The sequence below is a fragment of the Streptomyces sp. NPDC026515 genome, from assembly GCF_055567595.1.
Genome location: NZ_JBVHQD010000030.1, coordinates 37,347 through 52,534, shown reverse-complemented (window position 1 = coordinate 52,534; position 15,188 = coordinate 37,347). Strand labels below are relative to the sequence as shown.

15 protein-coding genes are annotated in these 15,188 nt (G+C 69.9%); 6 read left to right on the top strand and 9 right to left on the bottom strand.

Annotation, left to right across the window (positions count from 1 at the left end):
* Window positions 1–8: 8 nt before the first annotated feature.
* The 3 genes from grpE to ACZ4O3_RS40030 form a co-directional block, all read right to left on the bottom strand.
* Window positions 9–668: a nucleotide exchange factor GrpE gene (grpE, locus tag ACZ4O3_RS40040; RefSeq protein ID WP_362717135.1), complete on the bottom strand. Its 660-nt coding sequence runs from the start codon at window positions 666–668 to the stop codon at window positions 9–11.
* Window positions 665–2,503, bottom strand: a complete 1,839-nt coding sequence (gene dnaK, locus ACZ4O3_RS40035) for a molecular chaperone DnaK (RefSeq protein ID WP_362717138.1) — start codon at window positions 2,501–2,503, stop codon at window positions 665–667. The genes grpE and dnaK overlap by 4 nt, the downstream gene beginning before the upstream one ends.
* 94 nt (window positions 2,504–2,597) lie before the next feature.
* The gene (locus tag ACZ4O3_RS40030; protein ID WP_362717141.1) at window positions 2,598–3,617 is read right to left on the bottom strand and encodes an MraY family glycosyltransferase; all 1,020 of its coding nucleotides are present in this window, start codon (window positions 3,615–3,617) and stop codon (window positions 2,598–2,600) included.
* 260 nt (window positions 3,618–3,877) lie between these two features.
* On the opposite strand from ACZ4O3_RS40030, the gene ACZ4O3_RS40025 reads away from it, so the two are divergent.
* Window positions 3,878–6,160, top strand: a complete 2,283-nt coding sequence (locus ACZ4O3_RS40025; protein WP_467727182.1) for a (Fe-S)-binding protein — start codon at window positions 3,878–3,880, stop codon at window positions 6,158–6,160.
* Window positions 6,161–6,232: 72 nt separating this feature from the next.
* On the opposite strand, the gene ACZ4O3_RS40020 is transcribed toward ACZ4O3_RS40025, so the two are convergent.
* A complete protein-coding gene (locus ACZ4O3_RS40020; RefSeq protein ID WP_352222334.1) occupies window positions 6,233–6,448 on the bottom strand; it encodes a DUF4177 domain-containing protein in 216 nt (71 codons plus the stop codon).
* 96 nt (window positions 6,449–6,544) lie between these two features.
* Window positions 6,545–6,973: an Ohr family peroxiredoxin gene (locus tag ACZ4O3_RS40015; protein ID WP_362721949.1), complete on the bottom strand. Its 429-nt coding sequence runs from the start codon at window positions 6,971–6,973 to the stop codon at window positions 6,545–6,547.
* A 198-nt stretch (window positions 6,974–7,171) separates the two neighbouring features.
* Here ACZ4O3_RS40015 and ACZ4O3_RS40010 point away from each other — a divergent pair, with 198 nt between their 5' ends.
* Both ACZ4O3_RS40010 and ACZ4O3_RS40005 read left to right on the top strand, forming a co-directional pair.
* On the top strand, window positions 7,172–7,375 hold the full coding sequence (locus ACZ4O3_RS40010; RefSeq protein WP_362721952.1) for a hypothetical protein: 204 nt from the start codon (window positions 7,172–7,174) through the stop codon (window positions 7,373–7,375).
* A 44-nt stretch (window positions 7,376–7,419) separates the two neighbouring features.
* Window positions 7,420–7,980 (top strand): CGNR zinc finger domain-containing protein, encoded by a 561-nt coding sequence (locus ACZ4O3_RS40005; RefSeq protein ID WP_362721955.1) that lies wholly within the window; start codon window positions 7,420–7,422, stop codon window positions 7,978–7,980.
* Here ACZ4O3_RS40005 and ACZ4O3_RS40000 read toward each other — a convergent pair.
* A complete protein-coding gene (locus ACZ4O3_RS40000) occupies window positions 7,925–8,566 on the bottom strand; it encodes a TetR/AcrR family transcriptional regulator (RefSeq protein WP_362721958.1) in 642 nt (213 codons plus the stop codon). The two genes, ACZ4O3_RS40005 and ACZ4O3_RS40000, sit on opposite strands and share 56 nt — an antisense overlap.
* Before the next feature lie 123 nt (window positions 8,567–8,689).
* Here ACZ4O3_RS40000 and ACZ4O3_RS39995 point away from each other — a divergent pair, with 123 nt between their 5' ends.
* Entirely contained in the window at window positions 8,690–9,460 is a 771-nt protein-coding gene (locus ACZ4O3_RS39995) for an SDR family NAD(P)-dependent oxidoreductase (RefSeq protein ID WP_362721960.1), read from the top strand.
* Window positions 9,461–9,494: 34 nt separating this feature from the next.
* On the opposite strand, the gene ACZ4O3_RS39990 is transcribed toward ACZ4O3_RS39995, so the two are convergent.
* From ACZ4O3_RS39990 to ACZ4O3_RS39980, 3 genes are all read right to left on the bottom strand, one after another.
* A complete protein-coding gene (locus ACZ4O3_RS39990) occupies window positions 9,495–10,631 on the bottom strand; it encodes a sugar ABC transporter substrate-binding protein (protein WP_467727180.1) in 1,137 nt (378 codons plus the stop codon).
* 394 nt (window positions 10,632–11,025) lie between these two features.
* On the bottom strand, window positions 11,026–11,349 hold the full coding sequence (locus ACZ4O3_RS39985) for a hypothetical protein (protein ID WP_467727178.1): 324 nt from the start codon (window positions 11,347–11,349) through the stop codon (window positions 11,026–11,028).
* 94 nt (window positions 11,350–11,443) lie between these two features.
* Entirely contained in the window at window positions 11,444–12,286 is an 843-nt protein-coding gene (locus ACZ4O3_RS39980; RefSeq protein WP_362721965.1) for an alpha/beta fold hydrolase, read from the bottom strand.
* Window positions 12,287–12,526: 240 nt separating this feature from the next.
* Here ACZ4O3_RS39980 and ACZ4O3_RS39975 point away from each other — a divergent pair, with 240 nt between their 5' ends.
* Together ACZ4O3_RS39975 and ACZ4O3_RS39970 are read left to right on the top strand one after the other, a co-directional pair.
* Complete coding sequence (locus ACZ4O3_RS39975; RefSeq protein WP_362721968.1) at window positions 12,527–13,234, top strand: type 1 glutamine amidotransferase domain-containing protein; 708 nt, start codon at window positions 12,527–12,529, stop codon at window positions 13,232–13,234.
* Between the two features lie 7 nt (window positions 13,235–13,241).
* On the top strand, window positions 13,242–14,624 hold the full coding sequence (locus ACZ4O3_RS39970; RefSeq protein WP_384988997.1) for an NADP-dependent succinic semialdehyde dehydrogenase: 1,383 nt from the start codon (window positions 13,242–13,244) through the stop codon (window positions 14,622–14,624).
* The last annotated feature ends 564 nt before the right edge of the window (window positions 14,625–15,188 follow it).

Genomic DNA, 15,188 nt, shown 5'->3' with positions numbered 1-15,188 from the left:
CTACGACTTCAGCCCTCCTCAGGGCCGTTGTCCTTCTCGTCCCCGGCCCCCGGTGCCTCTTCGGACCCGTCGGCCTTCGCCGCCGTCGCTCCCGGCTGCGGTTCGGCGACCGCCACCCGCGCGGGGCGGATGGTGCGCTCGCCGATGCGATACCCGGGCTGCAGAATCGCCACGCACGTCGTCTCGGTGACGTCCGGCGCGTAGCTGTGCATCAGCGCCTCGTGGATCGTCGGGTCGAAGGGCTCGCCCTCCTTGCCGAACTGCTGGAGCCCCATCTTCGCCGCGACCGTCTCGAGCGACTCGGCCACCGACTTGAAACCGCCGACCAGTTCGCCGTGTTCCCGGGCGCGGCCGATGTCGTCGAGCACCGGGAGGAGCTCGGTCAGGAGGTTCGCGATGGCGACCTCCCGGACCGTGATCCGGTCGCGCTCCACCCGTCGGCGGTAGTTCTGGTACTCGGCCTGCAGTCGCTGGAGGTCCGCGGTGCGCTCACCGAGCGCGGTGCGCACCTGGTCCAGCTGTGCCGTCAGACCGGCCAGTTCGCTTGCGTTTGCGTCCCCGGCCGGGGCCGCCCCCTGTGTGGGAGCGGCCTTCGGCTCGGCGTCGTCGGAGGTGGCGCCGGAGGGGACGTCGGGCTTCTCCTCGAAGCCCGGGGTCTCCTCCGTCACGCGGCACCGTCCTTGCGCTCGTCGTCGACGATCTCGGCGTCCACCACGTCGTCGGCGTCACCGGCAGCGGCGTCCGCGGGACCGCCGGCGGCCTGCGAGGCCTGGGCGTCGGCGTACATGGCCTGGCCCAGCTTCTGGGAGACGGCCGCGACCTTCTCGGTGGCGGTGCGGATCTCGGCGGTGTCCTCGCCCTTGAGCGTCTCCTTCAGCTCGGCGAGCGCGGCCTCGACCTCGGTCTTGATCTCGCCCGGGACCTTGTCCTCGTTGTCCTTGAGGAACTTCTCGGTCTGGTAGACGAGCTGCTCGCCCTGGTTACGGGTCTCGGCGGCCTCGCGGCGGCGGTGGTCCTCCTCCGCGTACTGCTCGGCCTCCTGGCGCATCCGGTCGACCTCGTCCTTCGGCAGCGAGGAGCCGCCGGTGACGGTCATCTTCTGCTCCTTGCCCGTGCCGAGGTCCTTCGCGGTCACGTGCATGATGCCGTTGGCGTCGATGTCGAAGGCGACCTCGATCTGCGGGACACCGCGCGGGGCCGGCGGCAGACCGGTCAGCTCGAACATCCCGAGCTTCTTGTTGTACGCCGCGATCTCGCGCTCGCCCTGGTAGACCTGGATCTGCACGGAGGGCTGGTTGTCCTCGGCGGTGGTGAAGATCTCGGACCGCTTGGTCGGGATCGTCGTGTTCCGCTCGATGAGCTTGGTCATGATGCCGCCCTTGGTCTCGATGCCGAGGGACAGCGGGGTCACGTCGAGGAGCAGGACGTCCTTGACCTCACCCTTGAGGACACCGGCCTGCAGGGCGGCGCCGATGGCGACGACCTCGTCCGGGTTGACGCCCTTGTTGGCGTCCTTGCCGCCGGTCAGCTCCTTGACGAGCTCGGCCACGGCGGGCATACGGGTGGAGCCGCCGACGAGGACGACGTGGTCGATCTCGCCGAGCTGGATGCCGGCGTCCTTGATCACGTTGTGGAACGGCGTCTTGCAGCGCTCCAGCAGGTCCGCGGTCAGCTGCTGGAACTGAGCGCGGGTCAGCTTCTCGTCCAGGTGCAGCGGGCCCTCGGCGGACGCCGTGATGTAAGGCAGGTTGATCGAGGTCTCGGTGGACGAGGACAGCTCGATCTTGGCCTTCTCGGCGGCCTCACGGAGGCGCTGGAGGGCCATCTTGTCCTTGCCGAGGTCCACGCCGTGACCGGCGGCGAACTGCTTGACCAGGTAGTCGACGACGCGCTGGTCCCAGTCGTCACCACCGAGGTGGTTGTCGCCGTTGGTGGCCTTCACCTCGACGACGCCGTCACCGATCTCCAGGAGGGACACGTCGAAGGTGCCGCCGCCGAGGTCGAAGACGAGGATCGTCTGGTCGTCCTTGTCGAGGCCGTAGGCGAGCGCGGCCGCGGTGGGCTCGTTGACGATGCGCAGGACGTTCAGACCCGCGATCTCGCCGGCCTCCTTCGTCGCCTGGCGCTCGGAGTCGTTGAAGTAGGCCGGGACGGTGATGACCGCGTCGGTCACCTTCTCACCCAGGTAGGCCTCCGCGTCCCGCTTCAGCTTCTGCAGGATGAACGCGGAGATCTGCTGCGGGTTGAAGTCCTTCCCGTCCAGCTGGATCTTCCAGTCGGTGCCCATGTGACGCTTCACGGACCGGATGGTGCGGTCCACGTTGGTGACCGCCTGACGCTTGGCGACCTCGCCGACCAGAACCTCGCCGTTCTTGGCGAAGGCGACGACGGACGGCGTGGTCCGGGCACCCTCGGCGTTGGTGATGACGGTGGGCTCGCCGCCTTCAAGAACGCTGACGACAGAGTTAGTCGTGCCCAGGTCGATGCCGACCGCACGTGCCATGGTGATTTCCTCCAGCTGACTTGAGTGGAACGGACTCAAGTGTGCATCAAGCCCGGCCGCGGGTCAACAGAGCTGAGTCGTCCCGACTCAACTCTTATCCGTTCCTTACACGCAGGTGGCCGCTGACCTGCGTGGATTCCAGGCACCGGGGCCCATAGACCGGCACCCGAAGGAGGAGCAGCACGACGCTGACGGTGACGCAGGCGACGCATGTGGCGCCTGTCCGCCCGACCCAGCCGCCGTGCACGAGCACCCCGACGAGCACCCCCGCGAAGGAGCCGACCCCCAGGACCACCGTCGCGCCCGGCGGGGTGAGCCCGAGCCGCCGCAGCCGGTGCGCGAGATGGTCGGGCCCGCGCCGCAGCACCGGCCGTCCGGCGAGCAGCCGCGACAGCACGACGAGCAGCACGTCGGCGCTCGCGACGGCGGTGAGCGCGAACAGCACACCCGCGCTGGCGAGGGGGTCGTACCCGGTCCTGGTGATCAGCGCGGCCGCGGCCAGCACGAACCCGGCGAACAGCGCGCCGGTGGCGCCCAGCGCGATCCGGGCGGGATGCCAGTTGTGCATCAGGAACCCGGTGAGCGCGGCCGCGAGGACGCTCAGCAGCACGGCCAGCCCGTCCATCACCTCGGCGGCGGCGCAGGCCCCGACCCCGAAAGCGGTGACCACCCCGACGGTCCCGGCGAGTCCGTCCGCGTGGTCGAGCCCCTTGAAGGCGACGGCGACGAAGGCGATCCACCCGACCCCGAGCAGCCCCTCGACCACACCGAACTCCTCGTACGGCACCACGCAGGCGGCCGCCACGGCCGTACCGAGGAGCAGGAACCGGGTCTTCAGCCGCCACACGTCGGCGACCAGTCCGAGCAGCGCCACGGCTCCCCCGGCGGCCAGCAGCCTCCCGACGCCGGTACCGAGCGGGGCGACCCCGCTCCAGTCACCGGCACCGGCGACCAGACAGGTGGCGCCCACGACGGCCAGGCCGCCCAGCACCGGGACGGGCCGCGCGCGCCGGCGGTCGACGAGCCCCAGCCGCAGTGCGAGCGGCCGGATCAGCGCGGCGAGGACGGCGGCGAGCAGCAGGGCGGTGGTGGCGGCGGCGATCCCGTAGAGCACAGGTCTAAATTAGACCCTAATGTAACAATTCCGTACGAATAACACGAATAACACGATCCCTTTGCCGCCGCACTTCGGCGACAGGCCAGGACCGCCGGTCAGGCGGACCTCAGCGATTCAGATCACCTCGCGCCTGACTACAGTGCGAGTAAAGATGCGGGTAGTCTCAGACCGACTGCATAAGTTACCGCTTAGTAATTTCGGGAACCCTCTCTCGCGAAGAGACCCGAAGAGAGACCTCGCAGGCCCGAGGAGCCCCCATGCAACTCGCCGCGATCATCGTGTCGCTGGTTCTGATCGTGGTCGGCGTGGCGTTGTTCGCCCGCGCCGTCCTCCAGATCTACAACTTCATGCGGCTCGGTCAGAACGTGCCCGCCGGCACCCGCACCGACGAGCCCGTCCAGCGGACCGTCACGGTGGTCAGGGAGTTCCTGGGCCACACCCGGATGAACCGCTGGGGCATCGTCGGCGTGGCGCACTGGTTCGTCGCGGTCGGCTTCTTCTCGCTGCTGCTGACGATCGTCAACGCCATCGGCCAGCTGTTCCAGGCCGACTGGCTGCTGCCGGTCATCGGCGAGTGGGCGCCGTACAACGTCTTCGTCGAGTTCATCGGCACCATGACGGTCCTCGGCATCCTGGTGCTGATCGTCATCCGCCAGCTGAGCAAGCCGAACCGTCCGGGCCGCAAGTCCCGCTTCGCCGGCTCCAACTTCGGCCAGGCGTACTTCGTCGAGACGGTCATCCTGGTCGTCGGTGTCTGCATCTTCATGCTGCACGCCCTGGAGGGCGCCCAGCACCACGTGGACTCCTACGAGGCCTCCTTCTTCATCTCGTACCCGGTGGTCCACTGGCTCGGGGGCATGGACGTCTCCACGCTCCAGAACCTCACCTACTTCTTCGCCGGCCTGAAGATCGCGACCTCCTTCATCTGGATGATCGTGGTCGCCCTCAAGACCGACATGGGTGTGGCCTGGCACCGTTTCCTGGCCTTCCCGAACATCTGGTTCAAGCGCAACGCCACCGGTGAGACCTCCCTGGGCGCCCTGCTGCCGATGACCTCCGGCGGCAAGCCGATCGACTTCACCGACCCCGGTGACGACGACGTCTTCGGCGTCTCCCAGGTCGAGCAGTTCTCCTGGAAGGGCCTGCTGGACTTCTCCACCTGCACCGAGTGCGGCCGCTGCCAGTCGCAGTGCCCGGCCTGGAACACCGGCAAGCCGCTCTCCCCCAAGCTGCTGATCATGTCCCTGCGGGACAACGCGCACGCCAAGGCGCCCTACCTGCTCGCGGGTGGCGGCAAGACCATGGAGGGCGAGGAGAAGGCGTCCGAGGAGCAGCTGGCGGGCGTGCCGGCCGCGGCCCTCGCCGAGGCCGGGCGGCCGCTGATCGGCACCGCCGAGGAGAACGGCGTCATCGACCCGGACGTCCTGTGGTCCTGCACCACCTGCGGCGCCTGCGTCGAGCAGTGTCCGGTGGACATCGAGCACATCGACCACATCGTCGACATGCGCCGCTACCAGGTGATGATCGAGAGCGCGTTCCCCTCCGAGGCGGGCACGATGCTCAAGAACCTGGAGAAGAAGGGCAACCCCTGGGGCCTGGCCAAGAAGCAGCGCCTGGAGTGGCTCAAGGAGGTCGACTTCGAGGTCCCGGTCGTCGGCCAGGACATCGAGGACCTCACCGAGGTCGAGTACCTCTACTGGGTGGGCTGCGCCGGCTCCCTGGAGGACCGCGCCAAGAAGACCACCAAGGCCTTCGCCGAGCTGCTGCACATCGCGGGCGTCAAGTTCGCGATCATGGGCGGCGACGAGAAGTGCACCGGCGACTCCGCCCGCCGCCTCGGCAACGAGCCCCTGTTCCAGGAGCTCGGCATGGAGAACGTCATGGCTCTGAACATGGCGTTCGGCGAGGAGCTGGACGACGACGGCAAGGTGACCGCGGAGTCCCGCAAGCCGAAGTCGGCCAAGAAGATCGTCGCCACCTGCCCGCACTGCCTGAACACCATCGGCAACGAGTACCCGCAGCTCGGCGGCGACTACGAGGTCATCCACCACACCCAGCTGCTCCAGCACCTGGTGGACGAGGGCAAGCTGGTCCCGGTCACGCCGGTCGAGGGCATCATCACCTACCACGACCCCTGCTACCTGGGCCGCCACAACAAGATCTACACGCCGCCGCGCGAGATCATCGCGAGCGTCCCGGGCCTGCGCAACGAGGAGATGCACCGCCACAAGGAGCGTGGCTTCTGCTGCGGCGCCGGCGGTGCCCGGATGTGGATGGAAGAGCGCATCGGCAAGCGCATCAACAACGAGCGGGTGGACGAGGCGCTGTCGGTGAACCCCGACATCGTCTCCACGGCCTGCCCGTTCTGCCTGGTGATGCTCACCGACTCTGTCAACGGCAAGAAGAACGACGGCAAGGCCAAGGAGTCCGTCACGGTGGTCGACGTGGCCCAGCTGCTCCTCGACTCGGTCAGGACCCCGGTGGACCCGGCGGGCGCCGCGGAGCCGGAGAGCGCGCCGGAGCCCGAGCCGGTGAAGTGACCCGTCCGCACAGCCGGAACGCCCCCCGACCCACTGCGGGTCGGGGGGCGTTCCGGCTGTGCCGCGGTGCGGTCAGCCGCGCGGGCGCTCGAAGGTCAGCAGCAGGCCCTCGACGGCGCCGGGACCTATCCGGCCCTTGACGTCGGCGGAGGTGATGGCCTTGAGGCCCCAGCCGTCCTCGGCGTGCTTGTTGAGGACCTTCTCCAGCTTGTCGCTGTCCAGCGCGTCGCCGATCAGCGACTCCCGGAAGGTGACGACCTTGTACTCGTACGCGTAGGCACTGCTCATGACCGAGGGATCCTCCTGCCGGCGGGGCCGGGTCGGGACGGGTTGCCGGAGCCAGACAATCACCCCGGGGCACCGCCGCGCACCGCGGGACCGCAATCAGCTGACGGCGGTGGCGTCGACGGTCACCGGGATGTTGCCGCGGGTGGCCTTGGAGTAGGGGCAGATCCGGTGGGCGGCGGCGCCCAGTTCGGCGGCGGTGGCCTGGTCCACGCCGCCGAGTTCGACGTTGAGCACGGCGGCCAGGCCGAACTCCCCGTCGTCACCGTGGTGGAGGGTGACCTCGGCGGTGATGGCGGTGCTCGTGAGCCGGACCTTGCGCTCCGCGGCGGCGCGGCGCACGGCGCCCAGGAAACAGGCCGCCCAGCCGGCCGCGAACAACTGCTCGGGGTTGGTGGCGTCACCGGCCCCGCCCAGCTCCTTCGGGATGGCGAGCGTGGTCCGCAGGAGTCCGTCGGCGGACTCGACCCGGCCGCCGTTGCGGCCCTCTCCGTCGACGTTCACAACGGCGGTGTAGCTGACGGCCATGACGGTTCTCCCTTTTTCGTCACCTGTTGGAGCGGTGATCGAATACTTGCAGGCAATTACGTCACCGGTCAAGCCGGTGATGGAATGAAGGTTTCACCGGCCCATATCGACGCCTCTCTGGATGGCATCACTCTCTTGACTGGTGACGAACCTCGTGCAACAGTCACTGCACACGGGGCCGGACGAAGGGAGTCAGCGATGGAGAGCCGGAACACCGCGGGGACCACGGACGACGCTGCGGCGCTGCGGCGGGCGCGGTTCGGGGCGCTGCCCGCACGCGTCCGCTACGAGGACATGGTCCAGGAGCACCCGGCCACCCCGGCCGACCCGGCCCGGTTCGCCTATGACCCCGAGCGGTCGTGGGCGTCCTTCTCCTGCCTCGCCGCCGACCTGGGCCTCTGAGTGCCGGGCTTGATGGCAGAGGAGTCACCCGTCAGAATGGTGATGTGAACCTCGATCACGTCTTCGTCTGCGGAAACCCGGCCCTCGACTTCGCCGCCACGCTCCGGGCTCGCCGTTCGGTGCGCTTCGAGATGTTCGTGACGCCGGACAGGCTCGACGCCTGGTACGTGGAGTCGGGCCTCGTGGACGCGGTCTCGCCCGGCGAGGAGGCCGACGTCCAGCAGGCGAGGACCGTCCGCGAGGCCGTCTACCGGCTGGTGACCGCCCGCCGGCTGGGCGAGGAGTACGACGGGGCGGCGCTGACCGTGCTCAACAACGCGGCACGCAGGCCGCCCGCGGTGCCGCAGCTCACCCCGTCCGGGCGCTGGACGCAGGCGACGCCGCAGGAGGCCCTCTCCATGGTGGCGCGGCACGCCGTCGAGCTGCTGAGCGGGCCGGACGTGCCGCTGCTCAAGGAGTGCGAGAACCCGGAGTGCACCCGCACCTACATCGACCGCTCCCGGGGGATGCGGCGGCAGTGGTGCGGAATGGAGTCCTGCGGCAACAAGATCAAGGCAGCCGCCTACCGGGCCCGCAAGAAGACCGCGCCGCCGGCGGCCCGCTGACGCGCAGGTACTCGATCCCGTTGTCGAGGGCCGCCTTGAGGTGGGTCGAGTCACCGGTGGACATCATGAGGGAGACCCCGCCCTGGATGCCCGCGAGCAGCGCGGCGGCCGCGCGGTCGACGTCGAGCTCCGGCGACACCAGTCCGTTCGCCTGCAGGGCGCGCATGCCGCGCGCGAGCTGCTGCTGCCACTGCCGCATCAGCCCCGTGACGATCGCCCGTGCGCCCGGTCCGGCCCGCCCGACCTGGAGGAACAGTGACCCCAGGGGACACTGGTCGCCCTGGAGCTCGTAGCGTTCCACCACCACGTCCCGCCACTGCTGCCAGGACTCCCAGGAGTCCAGCCGCCCCAGGTGCGGCTGCTGGTCCGCCAGGACGCGGTCCGCCTCGAAGCGGGCCACCGCGAGCAGCAGGGCGTCCTTGCCGTCGGGGAAGTAGTGGAAGAGCTGGCTCTTGCTGGTGCCGGTGCGGCTGCGGATGTCGTCGAGCGTGGTGGCGGCGACACCCTGCGCCCGCAGCACCTCGGCGGCCCCCTCGACGATCCGGGCCCGGGTGGCCCGTCCCTTCGCGGTCAGCGCTTCCGTCATCCGACGCCTCCTCCGGCTCAGCCGGTGCCCGGCCGATTTTCTGGACTTGCCGGTCCATTTTATGCGACGCACAGTGGACCGCGCACCGCTCGGCACAGGAGACGGACTTAGGGAGACGGCATCATGAGTGAACGGCTGCGGAACAAGACGGCCCTGGTCACCGGATCGACCAGCAACATCGGGCAGGCGATCGCCGAGGCGTTCGCCGCCGAGGGGGCCCATGTCATCGTGTCCGGACGCAACGCGGAACGGGGCGCTCAGGTCGTGGCGGGGATCCGCGCGTCCGGTGGCCGGGCCGACTTCGTGGCGGCCGATCTGGACGGCGGCCCGGCGGCCTCCCAGGACCTTGCCGCCCGTGCCCGGCAGACCCTGGGCGGGCGGATCGACATCCTGGTGAACAACGCCGGCATCTATCCGGCCCCGGGTACCGCCGACACCGACGAGAAGACGTTCGACCAGGTCTACGGGGTGAACGTGAAGGCGCCGTTCTTCCTGACCGCCGCCGTCGCCCCGGCGATGGTGGCGGCCGGCGGCGGGGTGATCATCAACCTCGGCTCGTGGATCGCCCGGCTCGCCGTCCCCGTCGGCGCGCTCTACAGCTCCACCAAGGGCGCGATGGAGACCCTCACCCGGGCCTGGGCGGCGGAGTTCGGCCCCCAGGGCGTGCGGGTCAACGCCGTCTCACCGGGCGTGGTCCTGCCCCCCACCCCGCCCGGCGCGGAACCCCACCCGGGCGAGGTCATGATGAAGGGCACCCCGGCCGGCCAGGTCGGCACCCCGGACGCCATCGCCCACGCCGTGGTCTGGCTGGCGAGCGACGAGGCGGCCTTCGTGCACGGCACCGTGGTGGACGTCGACGGGGGCAGGACCGGGGTCGCCGTCGTCGCCGCGTAGCGCGGCGGCCCGTCGACGGGCCGCCGGCGGGCCGTCACTCCAGACCGATCGCCGCGCAGTCCGCCGCGTACTTCGGGGTGCAGATCTCGCGGACGGAGTAGACGCCGTCCGCGACCACCGTGTCCTTGATGTTGTCCCGGGTGAGGGAGACCACCGGCACCAGGGTCGCGGGGATCTTCCGCCCGCCGGAGCCGTCCACCTCGTCGCGGGTCAGCGCGTCGTACTGGATGTCCTTGCCCTGCACCTTGTACACGGCCATCTGGGCGGCCTGGGTGGCCTCGTCCAGGAAGGACTTGTAGACGGTCATGTACTGCTCGCCGGAGACGACCCGCTGGACCGCGTCCAGGTTGGCGTCCTGCCCGGTGACCGGCGGGATCCGGGTGGCCCCCGCCTCCTTCAGCGCGTCGATGACGGCGCCCGCCATGCCGTCGTTGGCCGAGTAGACGGCGGCGATGTTCTTGAGGCCGACGGTCCGGATCGCCTTCCTCATGTTCGACTCGGCGGCCGCCGGCGACCACTTGGCGGTGTCGTACGCCTTGGCGATCCGGACCCGGTTGCGGAACTCCTCCATGGCGCCCTCCTTGAACCACGCCGTGTTCGGGTCCGCGGGGTCGCCGTTCATCATGACGATGTCACTGGTCTCCGCCTTGCTGCCGAGCGCCGTCATGATGGCGCGGCCCTGGACCTCGCCGACGAGTTCGTTGTCGTGCGAGACGTACGCGTCGATCGGGCCCCGGGCGAGCCGGTCGTAGGCGATGACCGGTATGCCGGCGTCCTTCGCCCTGCGGACCTCCGGTTCGACGGCCCTGGCGTCGACCGCGTCCACCAGGACGATGTCGACCTTCCGGTCCACCATCCGCCGGAACTGCCGGCTCTGCGTGGCCGGGTTCGCGTCGGCGTTGGCGTAGACGACCTTGCCCTTGCCGTGGGTCAGGGATGCGACCTCCTTCTCGAAGATGGGGTGGTCGAAGGTCTCGAACCGGGCCGTGTCCTTGTCGGGCAGGAGCAGACCCACCGTGATGTCGTCGCCCTTCGCCGCGGTCGCGGAGTCACCGCTCCCGCCGATGCCGTCGACGGCGCCGCACGCGGTGAGCGCGAGCGCGGACGTGGCGGCGGCCAGGGCCAGGGCGATACGGGGCACGGGGGTGCCGCAGAGGACAGGAGCGCTCACATCAGGCGCCTTCCGAGTGGGGGGAGCATCATGCGCAACCGATGATGTGAAGGAAGCAAACGCGGCGCGGCCGGGCGCGTCAAGCCGTGGAAGCAGCACCTCTGTTGGGCGGCACGGGCGACAGGACGATGATTGTCGCAGGTCAGAGCGGTGTCGATGGCGGGGCGGCCGACAGGTCCACGAATGTGCGGATTCCGGTGGGCCCGAGTCGGGGATCGGTGAAGGCCGTGTGACGCCCCGTCGCTTCGCGGCCGCTATCACCGAAGCCGGGCGGCGCCAGGGCCTCGAGCGCGGACAGCGCACCGTTGGAGACCGGGGACGGTGGCCCCGACTCGGGCGGGACGGCACGGGGGGGCGCCGCACTGGACCGCTACGGTCCGCAGCGGCAGGTTGCTCAGCCACAGCAGCGGTTCGGCCCGTGCCGGCCGCAGCTCCGGGACCGGTCGCGCCGTACCCCGGAGGGTGTGGATGTGGTGGTGCCCTCGCGGGCGTACGGGTCGCTCACCGCGACCGGCACGGTGTCCCGGAAGTCGGCCTGGGCCATGGGCACTTCGGCGTCGGGGGCCGCCCAGGGGAGCAGCCGCCGGGCGGGCTCGGCCGTCGTCCGCGCGGAGGTGGTCGTGGACAACGACCGGCTGAGCTTCGAGGTGGTCTCCTGCGGCTGGCCGACGGCACCGCCGACCCCGGCTTCTGTTCGGCCGACTACCTTACGGCGCACGCCGGTTCGGGAATCCGGAAGGTGCGCCGACGACCGGTCGAACCGCAGGACGGCGTGAACGGCATCCAGGCGTCGCACCCTCCGGCGGCCGGCCCTACCGGTGTCCGGCGTCCCGGGCCGCGGTCACGATGAGGGCCGTGACCTCCTGCGGGTGGGAGATCATGGACACGTGCGAGGAGTCGATGACGACGGTCTTGCGCGCGTGCGCACGCTTGGCCTCGTACTTCTCCAGGCTCGGGTTGATCGACCGGTCCTGGCTGCCGACGAGGACGTAGACCGGCTTGTCCCGCCAGGCCGCCGCGGTGAGCCTGTCACCGAAAGCGGACTGCGCGATCGGCCGCTGCGTCGCCGCCATGACGGCCGTCTGCTGCTGCGAGAGGTCCTGGGCGAAGACGGCGCGGAGTTTGCCGGGCTGCACGTACAGGTCCGTGCCCGTGGTGCCGTCGCCGTTGCGGAACGGCACCTGCTGGAGCGCCTTGGTGAGCGGGACGGCCGGGAACTTGGCGGAGAGGCTGGAGAACGACTCGCCCTTGTCCGGCATGATCGCGTTGATGTAGACGAGCGCCTTGACGTTGTCGAGCCCGTCGGCCGCCTGCGAGATCACCTCGCCGCCGTAGGAGTGTCCGACCAGGACGACCGGCCCTTTGACCGTCTTCAACAGGCTGTTCAGATACGTGGAGTCCTGGGGTATTCCGCGCAGCGTGTTGGGCGGGGCGATGACGTGGTAGCCGTCCCGCTGCAGGCGCTGCACCACCGCGTTCCAGCTGGACCCGTCGGCGAACGCCCCGTGCACGAGCACCACGGTCGGTTTCTGGCCTCCCGGGGCCGCGCTCGCGCCGTCCGCCGCGTGCGCCGGCACCACGGTCAGCGCGGCGAGCACCGTCACCCCGAGGGCCAGCCTGCCCTTGCCCGATTTCAAGATCCCAGAGGCGGTCATGTGCTTCCACTTCCTCGGCGTACAAAGGAGAAAAAAGGAGGACCGAAAGGTCATTTCGGGAGCCAGATCAGCGTAGTCCCGTATGGACGGCGGTCAAACCGGAACCATTACTCATAGGCACGCCGCAATTACATGGAACGCCGCGCGGATTACGCCTCCGGCCACGAGTTGCTGCCGCCCGGAGGCCCGCTCAGACTTGTTTCATATGTCAATTCATCCGCGGCGTCCCCGGAGTTTCCCATGGCCAAGATCCTGTGCGTGCTGACCGGCGCGAGTTACTGGACCCTGAAGGACGGGCACCGGCATCCCACCGGTTACTGGGCCGAGGAGTTCGTGGCCCCCTACAGCGTGTTCACCGCTGCCGGACACGACGTCACCGTGGCAACACCGCACGGCGTCGTCCCCGTTGTGGACACGATGAGCCTGGAACCCCGGATGGCGGGCGGCGAGGAGAACTCCCTCGAGGAGGAGGCCGTCATCGAGTCGGCGGACGAGCTGCGGCACCCGATATCCCTGCGGGACGTGCGGCTCGAGGACTACGACGCGGTCTACTACCCGGGCGGACACGGCCCGATGGAAGACCTCGCGGTCGATCCCGAATCCGGGGAACTGCTGCGCAGGGCACTCGCCTCCGGCATTCCGCTCGGCATCGTCTGCCACGCCCCCGCCGCTCTCCTCGCGACCCGGGACGCGAACGGCGACACGCCCTTCGCGAACTTCCGTCTGACGGGATTCTGCAACGAGGAGGAAGCCGGCGTCGGTTTCGCCGACAAGGCCAAGTGGCTGCTGGAGGACGAACTGAAGAAGCTGCCCACCGACTATTCACGAGGACCGGCCTGGGAGCCGTACACGGTCGCCGACCGCAACCTCTACACCGGGCAGAACCCCGCCTCCTCGGGCCCCCTCGCCCAGGAACTCGTCGAGGTTCTGGCCACGACGGACGGGTGAATGACCCATGGCCATCGCAACGACGAGTCCGGTGACAGGTGAGGTGCTCAGGACGTTCGGCGAACTGAGCCCCGAGGAGCTGGAGGACAAGCTCGCCCGGGCGGCGGCCGCGGCCGCCTCGTACCGGCTGACGAGCGCCGAGGAGCGGGCGGGATGGCTTCAGCACGCGGCCGAACGCCTGGAGAAGGAGGTCGAGAGCGTCAGCCGGATGATCACCGAGGAGATGGGCAAGACCTTCCGCGCGGCGGAGCAGGAAGTGGCCAAGTGCGTGCACGGGCTGCACTTCTACGCCGCCGAGGGCCCCGGGTTCCTGCGGGACCTGGACGGTGACGCCGAGCGCGTGCAGGCGAAGCGGACGTTCGTGACGTACCAGCCGATCGGTGTGGTGCTCGCGGTGATGCCGTGGAACCTGCCGCTGTGGCAGGCGATGCGGTTCGCCGCGCCCGCGCTGATGGCGGGGAACGTGGGGCTGCTCAAACACGCCTCGAACGTGCCGCAGTGCGCCCTCTACCTGGAGGAGCTCTTCCGTGACGCGGGCTTCCCCGACGACGTGTTCCAGACCCTGCTGATCTCCTCGGGGCGGGTGGAGCAGGTGCTGCGCGACCCGCGGGTGGCCGCCGCGACGCTGACCGGCAGTGAGCCGGCCGGACGGTCGGTGGCCGCCATCGCCGGCGACGAGATCAAGAAGGTGGTCCTCGAACTCGGCGGCTCCGACCCGTTCATCGTCATGCCCTCCACCGACCTGGACCGGGCCACCGACGTCGCGGTGAAGGCACGCTGCCTCAACAACGGGCAGTCCTGCATCAACGGCAAGCGGTTCTTCGTCCACCAGGACATCGGTGAGCGGTTCATCGAGATGTTCGTGGCGAAGATGGGCGCGCTGACGGTGGGCGACCCGATGGACGAGGACACCGACGTCGGCCCGCTGGCCACGGAGTCCGGCCGGCAGGACGTGGCGGCCTACGTCGACGACGCCGTGAGCAAGGGGGCGACGGTACTGCTGGGCGGCCGGATCCCGGACGGGCCCGGCTGGTTCTACCCGCCGACCGTGCTGACCGACGTCACGCCCGGGATGCGGATGTACCACGAGGAGGTCTTCGGACCGGTGGCCCAGGTGTGGACGGTGTCCTCCCTGGAGGAGGCGCTGCGGGAGGCCAACGGACATCCCTACGGCCTCGGTTCGAACCTGTGGAGCGAGGACGAGGCCGAACGCGACCTGTTCGTCCGCGACGTGCAGTCGGGCATGGCCTTCATCAACGGCAACACGACCAGCTACCCGGAGATCCCCTTCGGCGGAGCCAAGCGCAGCGGCTACGGCCGTGAGCTGTCCGACCTCGGCATGCGGGAGTTCATGAACGCCAAGACCGTCTGGATCGGCCAGGACACCTGACCCGGAGGAAGCGGCCACGACCCGTGCCGGCGTCGCCGCCGCGCGTGCGAGTACGGCGGACCTGGCGGAGATCCTCGCGCGGACGGACGACGAGCAGGGGGAGCTGCCCCCGGCGTGCGCCGGCCGGCCATCGACGTGCCGGCCACCTCGCGGCCCTCGTCTCCGGCGCGGTGGCTCCGCCGCCGCCCGGCCCCTCGCTGCCGCGCGACCGCGAGCGGTACCACGACCTGCGCGTCGACGACCGCCGCGCCCGCAGCCACGCGGAGGTCCTCGACGAGTGGCGGCGCAGCACCCCCCGTCGGCTGGACCTGCCGGCGGCGGCCCGGGAACCGCCCGGCGCCGGCGAGCCGGTCCAGGTGACCGGAGTCGGGACGTATCCGCGCCACCTGCCGGCGAACACCATGGCGTTCAACGTCTCCCGCCATCTGCGCAACGGCCTGCTCGCCCCGGACGGCCCGCTCCCCTTCGCGCTGCCGTGGCCGACCGGCGAACCGGTCGCCCCGGCGGTCGACTTCATGCTCGCCGGGCTCCCCCGGATGCACGGCCCCGGCCTCGTGGCGACCG

Coding starts and splice junctions, on each gene's coding strand:
- dnaK (WP_362717138.1), bottom strand. CDS start 2,503: ATGGCACGTGCGGTCGGCATCGACCTGGGCACGACTAACTCTGTCGTC.
- ACZ4O3_RS40025 (WP_467727182.1), top strand. CDS start 3,878: ATGCAACTCGCCGCGATCATCGTGTCGCTGGTTCTGATCGTGGTCGGC.
- ACZ4O3_RS40020 (WP_352222334.1), bottom strand. CDS start 6,448: ATGAGCAGTGCCTACGCGTACGAGTACAAGGTCGTCACCTTCCGGGAG.
- ACZ4O3_RS40015 (WP_362721949.1), bottom strand. CDS start 6,973: ATGGCCGTCAGCTACACCGCCGTTGTGAACGTCGACGGAGAGGGCCGC.
- ACZ4O3_RS40010 (WP_362721952.1), top strand. CDS start 7,172: ATGGAGAGCCGGAACACCGCGGGGACCACGGACGACGCTGCGGCGCTG.
- ACZ4O3_RS40000 (WP_362721958.1), bottom strand. CDS start 8,566: ATGACGGAAGCGCTGACCGCGAAGGGACGGGCCACCCGGGCCCGGATC.
- ACZ4O3_RS39995 (WP_362721960.1), top strand. CDS start 8,690: ATGAGTGAACGGCTGCGGAACAAGACGGCCCTGGTCACCGGATCGACC.
- ACZ4O3_RS39980 (WP_362721965.1), bottom strand. CDS start 12,286: ATGACCGCCTCTGGGATCTTGAAATCGGGCAAGGGCAGGCTGGCCCTC.
- ACZ4O3_RS39975 (WP_362721968.1), top strand. CDS start 12,527: ATGGCCAAGATCCTGTGCGTGCTGACCGGCGCGAGTTACTGGACCCTG.
- ACZ4O3_RS39970 (WP_384988997.1), top strand. CDS start 13,242: ATGGCCATCGCAACGACGAGTCCGGTGACAGGTGAGGTGCTCAGGACG.